Source organism: Caulobacter sp. GW821-FHT11A05, from assembly GCF_058809015.1.
Window position 1 is genome coordinate 138,391 of the sequence record NZ_JBXASF010000013.1, and the last position, 6,831, is coordinate 145,221.

Below are 6,831 nucleotides of genomic sequence, written 5' to 3' on the forward strand. Positions count from 1 at the left end.
GGCGTGCTCAGAGCACACGGAATGTCTATTGGCCCTAGTCGTGCAGGACGATGGCGTCGCCGCCTTCGAGGCGGACCGCGTCGCCCAGCTCCCGGCCCAGCGCCTGGGCCGCGGCCTCGGCGCCCACGTCCGGCAGCATGATCCCGCCCTCGCGGCGGAAGCGCATCGCGCCATCCGGGGTCAGGGCCTCGACGATCAGGGTCAGGTGGCCGCCTTCGAGGCGGGCGTGGGCGCCGATGGCGGTGCGGCAGCTGCCTTCCAGGGCGGCCAGGGCGCCGCGCTCGGCGGCGACGGCGATGACGGTGGCCTCGTCGCGCACGGCGGCCAGCCAGTCGGCGCCGACATCGGCCTCGCGGGTCTGGATGGCCAGGGCCCCCTGGCCGGGGGCCGGCGGGTTGGCGACCGGGTCGAGGAAGCTCTTCACCACACTGCCCAGGCCCAGCCGGTTGAGCCCCGAGGCGGCCAGCAGGATGGCGTCGGCCTCGCCGCGCGCCAGCTTGGCCAGCCGGGTGTCGACGTTGCCGCGCAGCATGACGATCTCCAGGTCCGGCCGGGCGGCCAGGCACTGGGCGGCGCGGCGCAGGGAGGCGGTGCCCAGGCGCGCGCCTTGCGGCAGGCTCTCCAGCGTCTCCCATTGCTCGCTGACGAAGGCGTCGCGGACGTCCTCGCGTTCGGGGATGGCGGCGATGACGAGGCCCGGCGGCATCTCGGCCGGCACGTCCTTCATCGAATGGACGGCGGCGTCGACGCGGCCGTCGAGCAGCGCCTCCTCGATCTCCTTGGTGAACAGCGCCTTGCCCCCCACCTCCAGCAGCCGGCGATCCTGGATACGGTCGCCGGTGGTGGTGATCTGGACCAGCGGCGCCACCTCGTCGGCCCGGTCAGGGGCTCCAAGCGCCGTGGCGATGCGCAGCTGCATCATGCGCGACTGGGCCAGCGCCAGCTTGGAGGCGCGGGTGCCGATCCGGACGACAGGTTGCGGCGACATGGCGGGAGGGCTACCTCGGGCGTTCAATCAATGGACGGCTGCTACAGGAGCGGCCCCGGAACCGCAAATACGTATGACCCCGCAGACCGTCCTTGGCCTCGAAACCAGCTGCGACGAGACCGCCGCCTCGGTGGTGCGTCTGCACGCCGATGGCCGGGCCGAGGTGCTGTCCTCGGTGATCGCCAGCCAGATCGCCGAGCACGCCCCGTTCGGCGGCGTGGTGCCGGAGATCGCCGCCCGGGCCCATGTTGAGAGCATCGACGGGATTGCAGGGCGCGCCATGGTCGAGGCCGGCGTAACCTACGGCGATCTCAGCGGCGTCGCCGCCACCGCCGGGCCGGGCCTGGTCGGCGGGGTGATGGTCGGCCTGTCGTTCGGCAAGGCGGTGGCCCTGGCCCGAAACCTGCCGCTGGTGGCGGTCAACCATCTGGAGGGCCATGCGGTCTCAGCCCGGCTGGGGGCCGACATCCCCTATCCCTTCCTGCTGCTGCTGGTCAGCGGCGGCCATTGCCAGTTGCTGGAGGTCGAGGGCGTGGGCGCCTGCAAACGCCTCGGCTCGACCATCGACGACGCGGCCGGCGAGGCCTTCGACAAGATCGCCAAGGCCATGGGCCTGCCCTATCCCGGCGGCCCGGCCCTGGAGAAACTGGCGCAGGGCGGCGACGCGGGGCGCTTTCCCCTGCCGCGCTCGCTGCTGGGCCGCGAGGACTGCGACTTCTCCTTCTCGGGGCTGAAGACGGCGGCGGCGCGGATGGCCGAGAAGGTGACCGCCCCGGAAGACCAGCGCGACCTCGCCGCCAGCGTCCAGGAAGCCATCGCCCGCCAGCTGACCGAACGCTCCGAGCGGGCCATGCGGGCCTATGCCGAACGGCATGGCAGCGGCCTTCGCTTCGTCGTCGCCGGCGGGGTGGCGGCCAACCGGCATGTGCGGGCCCGGCTGCAGGCGGCGGCCGAGGGCCACGGCTTCTCCTTCACCGCCCCGCCGCTGGCCTACTGCACCGACAACGCCGCCATGATCGCCCTGGCCGGGGCCGAGCGGCTGCAGCTGGGCCTCAGCGATGGCCTGGACGCCGTCGCCCGCCCGCGCTGGCCCCTCGACCAGGCGGCGGCCTCGAGCAATCCGATGCACATCCCCGGCCGCAAAGGCGCCAAATCATGAGTTCTGGCCTGAAGCGAGCGGCGGTGATCGGCGGCGGCGCCTGGGGCACGGCCCTGGCCCAGGTGGCGGCCCGCGCCGGCCTCACCGTCTGCCTGCAGATCCGCGAGGCCGAGGCCGTGCGCCAGATCCGCGAGACCCGCGAGAACGGCCTGTTCCTGCCCGGGGTAAAACTCGACGACGCCATCGCCGCCACCCCCGACATGGCGGATCTGGCCGGCGCCGACCTGGTGCTGGCCGTCGCGCCGGCCCAGTTCCTGCGCTCGGCCCTGACCGAGTTCGCCCCCCATGCCAGACCCGGCCTGCCGGTCCTGCTGTGCAGCAAGGGGGTCGAGCAGGGCAGCCTGAAGCTGATGACCCAGGTGCTGGCCGAGACCCTGCCGGACTGCGTCCCCGCCGTGCTGTCGGGCCCCAGCTTCGCCGGCGAGGTGTCGCGCGGCCTGCCGACGGCGGTTACCCTGGCCTGTCCCGACGAGGCGCTGGGCCGGGCGCTGGCCGCCGCCCTCGCCACCCCGACCTTCCGCCCCTACCTGGCCAGCGACATGATCGGGGCCGAGGCCGGCGGGGCGATCAAGAACGTCCTGGCCATCGCCTGCGGCATCGTCGAGGGCAAGGGCCTGGGCCGCAGCGCCCACGCCGCCCTGATCACGCGGGGGTTCGCGGAGATGACCCGCATGGCCGAGGCGCTGGGCGGCGAGGCCGAGACGGTGGCCGGCCTCTGCGGCCTCGGCGACCTGGTGCTGACCTGTTCCAGCCCGCAGTCGCGCAACATGAGCGTCGGCCTGGCTCTGGGCGGCGGCATGACCCTGGAAGACGCCCTGGCCGGCAAGCTGTCGGTGGCCGAAGGCGTCGCCTCGGCCCCCGCCGTGCGCGACCTGGCGGCCAGCAAGGGCGTCGAAATGCCGATCTGCGCCGCCGTCGCCGCCATCCTGGCCGGCGAAGTCGGGGTCGATGAAGCGATTTTGGGGCTGCTGTCGCGGCCGTTGAAGGCGGAACGGTAGGTTTCGCTCTCCGCCCCCGCGAGGGGGCGGAGGACGGTTCGGAGCGTGAGCGACGGACCAGGAGGCGGGGCGGCGCCGGCGGTTGAAGGTTCTAGTTCTGAACCGGCGGTGGGGGCCCCCTCGGTTTGGCTCGCTTGCAGCGCTCGCCAAAGCCACTCCCCCATTTCATGGGGGAGAGCGTTGGAGCGTATAAGGGCCGCCGAATCTCATCGGAGTACCCCCATGGCCCTGTTCGTCATTTCCTGGCTCGACCGCGAGGGCGGCCTGCCGATCCGGCTGGCGACGCGCGAGGCGCATCTGGCCTATGTCGCCGGCCATCCGGGCGTGGTGAAGCTGGGCGGGCCGTTCCTGAACGGCGACGACATGGCTGGCTCGATGCTGATCGTCGAAGCCGACAGCCTCGCCGCCGCCCAGGCCTTCCACGACGCCGACCCCTACAAACTGGCCGGCCTGTTCGAGACCAGCACCGTGCGGCCCTGGCGTGTCACGGTCGGGGGGCTGGCCTGAGTCCCGCCAGACCGCCGGCGGGGACGCCCCTCTGTCCGATCGAGGGCATCGACGATCCCGGCGCCAAGGGCTTCCGCTTTCGCCAGGGCGAGGCCCTGTTCGCCGGCTTCGTGGTCCGCAAGGGCGGCCAGCTCCACGGCTATGTCGATGTCTGCCCGCACGCCGGCTGGCCGCTGGCGATCATGGACAACTATCTGACCCGGCAAAAAGACCGGCTGCTCTGCGCCGGCCACGGGGCCCTGTTCCGCATTGAGGACGGCGTCTGCACGGCCGGACCCTGCGCCGGCCAGGCGCTGGAGGCCTGGCCGGTGGCGGTGCGGGACGGGGTGATCGTCACCGCCTAGTTCGAGCCTAGTTCGACGGCGGCGCGGGCTCGGGAGCCGGAGCCGGGGCGGGGGCCGGAACGGCCGGCGGGGTCACCGCGTCGGCGGCCCGGTTGGCGGCGCCGGAGACGTTGCCGGCGGCGTCGGCGGCCGACTGCGAGACGTTTGCCGCCGCGTCGGTGACCGCTTCGGTGCGCAGGGCGTCGTTGTTGTTCTGGTTCACCAGGAAGAAGGCGACGATGGCGACCAGCGCCAGCACGCCGATGCCGATCAGCACCGCGCCCATGCCGCCGCCGCCGCTCTTTTCGACATAAACCGGCGATGCGGTGTCGCGGGTGGTTTCACGTTCGGTGGTGACACCGTCCGTGCGTTCGACGACTCGGTCGACCATGATTGAATTCCCTAAAGTTTCAGTCCCAGCCGCTGACAACGGGGGGCTGGGGCGGGAGTTCCGGATTCATGGCCTGAAACGACAAAGGGCGGCCCGAAGGCCGCCCTTTGCGAGGGTCTCGAATGGAGCGGGCGAGGCGATTCGAACGCCCGACCCCAACCTTGGCAAGGTTGTGCTCTACCCCTGAGCTACGCCCGCACTCCAGGGCGACTTGCGTCGCCCGAATTCGAGAGCGCGGCTTATGGCAGAGGGCGCAAACCTTTGCAAGCAGGTTTGGGGACTGGTTGTCCGAACCCGCTTTTCAAGCCGAAAGAGGAGCCGGCGGAAGGCGGACAACCTGTCCCCGACGGACCGCCGACGGTGGAATATCGGGGACAGCTAGCCCGGGAGAAAACAGCGTCCGAGCCGGCATGGCTGGCTCGGCGGGCAAGCAGTCCCCGGCTAAAATCCCATTTTCGGGGCCTTGAGGCGGCGCTTGTTGACGTGCTTGGCCGGGGCCGGGCCGGTCTCTTCCGGCAGCTCGCCGCGGAAATAGAACCGCTGCCAGGCCTCGCGCATGGTCTCGGGGTCCTGCTTGGCCAGCTTGGCGTTGAACTCCGAGCGCGACTTGTACCAGGCCTCGTACTGGTCGCGCAGGTCGGGGTTCTTGTTGAGGCTCTTGGTGATCGGCTGGGTCTGCTGCAGGGCCTGGTCCGGCATCAGGGTGATGAAGCAGAAGGGCTCGCCCTTCTCGAAACGGATGCGGCCTGGGCGGGTGAACATCCAGTTCATGGTGAAGGGGAAGGGCAGCCAGTCGGTCTCGACCAGGCCGGTCAGCGGCTGCACCCCGTCCTTGATGTGGTTCGGCGGCCCGGCGCACCACATCGACCAGCCCGGCGGCGTGCGGAACAGATAGCCGGTGTGGAAGGTGATGATGCCGCGCGAGAAGTGGCTCTTGACCAGGTCGTGGAACGAGGGGTGCTGCTGGTCGGGGGTGAAGGTGATGCAGTCCTGGTGCGCCCCGCCGTTCCATTCTGCGGTAAAGCCCACGGGGTTGAGCACCTCCCAGCCGGTGGTGTTGGCCATGGTCAGCGGCAGGCAGCGGTAGGGATGGCGCTCGGCGAAGGCGTCCATCCAGGCCCGCTGCGGGCGGCCGGGCACGATGTCCGGCGGCCGCTCGTTGGTCGGATAGCATTCCAGGATCAGGGGCGGCTTGATCAGGTCGTCACTCATGGCTCTATCCTCTCGCGCCCCCTCCGGGTTTTCGCAAGAGGCGGCGCGATGCAGGCCGATGCATCGGCGCTAAGGAACAGCTTGATCCGGGCGCCTTGGTTGCGGCGAATTCCGGCGCCAGACTGGACCCCACAGGTGGAAATCGGCCAAGGTCGATCGCCGCCAGAGACCACAGCCAGATACGGCCGCCTGTTAAGGTGGCTCAAGGATTTCGATGACGCCCGCCGATACAGACGACCAGACGCCGCAAGAGCCCCCCAAAACCGAAGCCGGGGCTGCTCCGGCCGCGACGCCTGCCCAGCCGCCGGCCGGCGACGGGGACCGTGCGCCGGGCAGCTGGGCGCGCTCGCGCGGCGTGGCGCTGACCATGGGGCCCCTGCCCAAGGCCCCGCCCCCCAAGCCGCGCATGCAGACCAGCGCCGTGCCGACCATGGCCCCGCCGACCCTGCGCCGCGCCCCCGAGCCGGCCGCCCCGCCGCCGGCGCCGCCGCGCGAGAGCAGCATCCTGACCGGCTCGGCCGTCCCGGTCGCCAACCCCCGCCCCTGGGCGCCCAGCCGGCCGACCGGCGTGGTGCCGACGGCTGGGCCGATCTCGCTGGACCGGGACATGGACCCCGCCGCCCTGCGGGCCCTCGGCCTCGGCGGCCAGACGCCGCCGCGGCCGGCCTTCAAGGCCATGCCGGCCGCCTCGCCGCTGTCGGCCCCCCGGGACGAGGCGCCGCGTCCCGCCCCGCAATCCTTCCGCGCCGCCCGCCCCGCCCCCGCGCCGGAGCCTGCCCCGAGGCCTGAACGCATGGTGCGCGGGCCCGCCGCGCCCATACCGATCGCCGATGCGCCCGTCGCCCGGGACCCCGTCGCCGAGCCCGTCCGCCGTCCGCCGCCGGTCGCGACCGAGCCGTCGCCCGTCGCCCCGGCCGAGTCCGCTTTCATGCCGGTCCGTCCGGCCGTCGCTGCAAAAAAGAAGCCGGCCATCGGCCTGCTGCCGCTGCTGGCCGGCGGCGCGGTGGTGCTGGCGGTCGGCGCCGTCGTGGTCGGCCTGCTGTTGCGCAAGGACCCCGACGCTCCCGCCATCGTTCCGGCCCCGGTCCCGCAGACGGCGCCCGCCGCCCTGCCGCCGGTCGCCGCCGAGCCGACGCCCCCGGCCCCGACCGACCTGCGGCCCGCCCAGGACTCCACCGCCCCGGCGCCGGCGCCGGCCGTTCAACCGCCGGCCGCCCAACCGCCGGCCGCGAAGGCCGCCCCTGCCCCTAAGG

General features: G+C 72.4%; 7 protein-coding genes, 1 tRNA gene and 1 pseudogene. 5 read left to right on the forward strand and 4 right to left on the reverse strand.

Going from position 1 to position 6,831, the window contains the following annotated elements; all coding sequences use genetic code 11:
• Positions 1-34: 34 nt before the first annotated feature.
• Positions 35-988 carry a hydroxymethylbilane synthase gene (hemC, locus tag AC1RSK_RS18190; RefSeq protein ID WP_492909025.1) on the reverse strand — a complete coding sequence of 318 codons (954 nt, stop codon included), beginning with the start codon at positions 986-988 and terminating at the stop codon, positions 35-37.
• A gap of 73 nt (positions 989-1,061) precedes the next feature.
• Here hemC and tsaD point away from each other — a divergent pair, with 73 nt between their 5' ends.
• The 4 genes from tsaD (at position 1,062) to AC1RSK_RS18210 (ending at position 3,996) form a co-directional block, all read left to right on the forward strand.
• Positions 1,062-2,147 carry a tRNA (adenosine(37)-N6)-threonylcarbamoyltransferase complex transferase subunit TsaD gene (gene tsaD / locus AC1RSK_RS18195; RefSeq protein WP_492909026.1) on the forward strand — a complete coding sequence of 362 codons (1,086 nt, stop codon included), beginning with the start codon at positions 1,062-1,064 and terminating at the stop codon, positions 2,145-2,147.
• Positions 2,144-3,145, forward strand: coding sequence for an NAD(P)H-dependent glycerol-3-phosphate dehydrogenase (locus AC1RSK_RS18200; protein WP_492909027.1), 1,002 nt, complete (start codon positions 2,144-2,146; stop codon positions 3,143-3,145). Before tsaD ends, AC1RSK_RS18200 begins: the two co-directional genes overlap by 4 nt.
• 222 nt (positions 3,146-3,367) lie before the next feature.
• Entirely contained in the window at positions 3,368-3,652 is a 285-nt protein-coding gene (locus AC1RSK_RS18205; protein WP_492909028.1) for a YciI family protein, read from the forward strand.
• Entirely contained in the window at positions 3,622-3,996 is a 375-nt protein-coding gene (locus tag AC1RSK_RS18210; RefSeq protein ID WP_492909030.1) for a Rieske (2Fe-2S) protein, read from the forward strand. Before AC1RSK_RS18205 ends, AC1RSK_RS18210 begins: the two co-directional genes overlap by 31 nt.
• A gap of 7 nt (positions 3,997-4,003) precedes the next feature.
• Here the strand turns inward: AC1RSK_RS18210 and AC1RSK_RS18215 are convergent, their stop codons facing one another.
• The 3 genes from AC1RSK_RS18215 to AC1RSK_RS18225 all read right to left on the reverse strand — a co-directional run bounded on the left by AC1RSK_RS18215 (position 4,004) and on the right by AC1RSK_RS18225 (position 5,551).
• Entirely contained in the window at positions 4,004-4,366 is a 363-nt protein-coding gene (locus AC1RSK_RS18215; protein WP_492909029.1) for a hypothetical protein, read from the reverse strand.
• Between the two features lie 123 nt (positions 4,367-4,489).
• Positions 4,490-4,564: transfer RNA gene (locus AC1RSK_RS18220), tRNA-Gly, on the reverse strand.
• 243 nt (positions 4,565-4,807) lie between these two features.
• The gene (locus tag AC1RSK_RS18225; protein WP_492909031.1) at positions 4,808-5,551 is read right to left on the reverse strand and encodes a DUF6065 family protein; all 744 of its coding nucleotides are present in this window, start codon (positions 5,549-5,551) and stop codon (positions 4,808-4,810) included.
• Positions 5,552-5,792: 241 nt separating this feature from the next.
• On the opposite strand from AC1RSK_RS18225, the pseudogene AC1RSK_RS18230 reads away from it, so the two are divergent.
• Positions 5,793-6,831: pseudogene (locus tag AC1RSK_RS18230) on the forward strand (hypothetical protein); the annotation flags it as partial.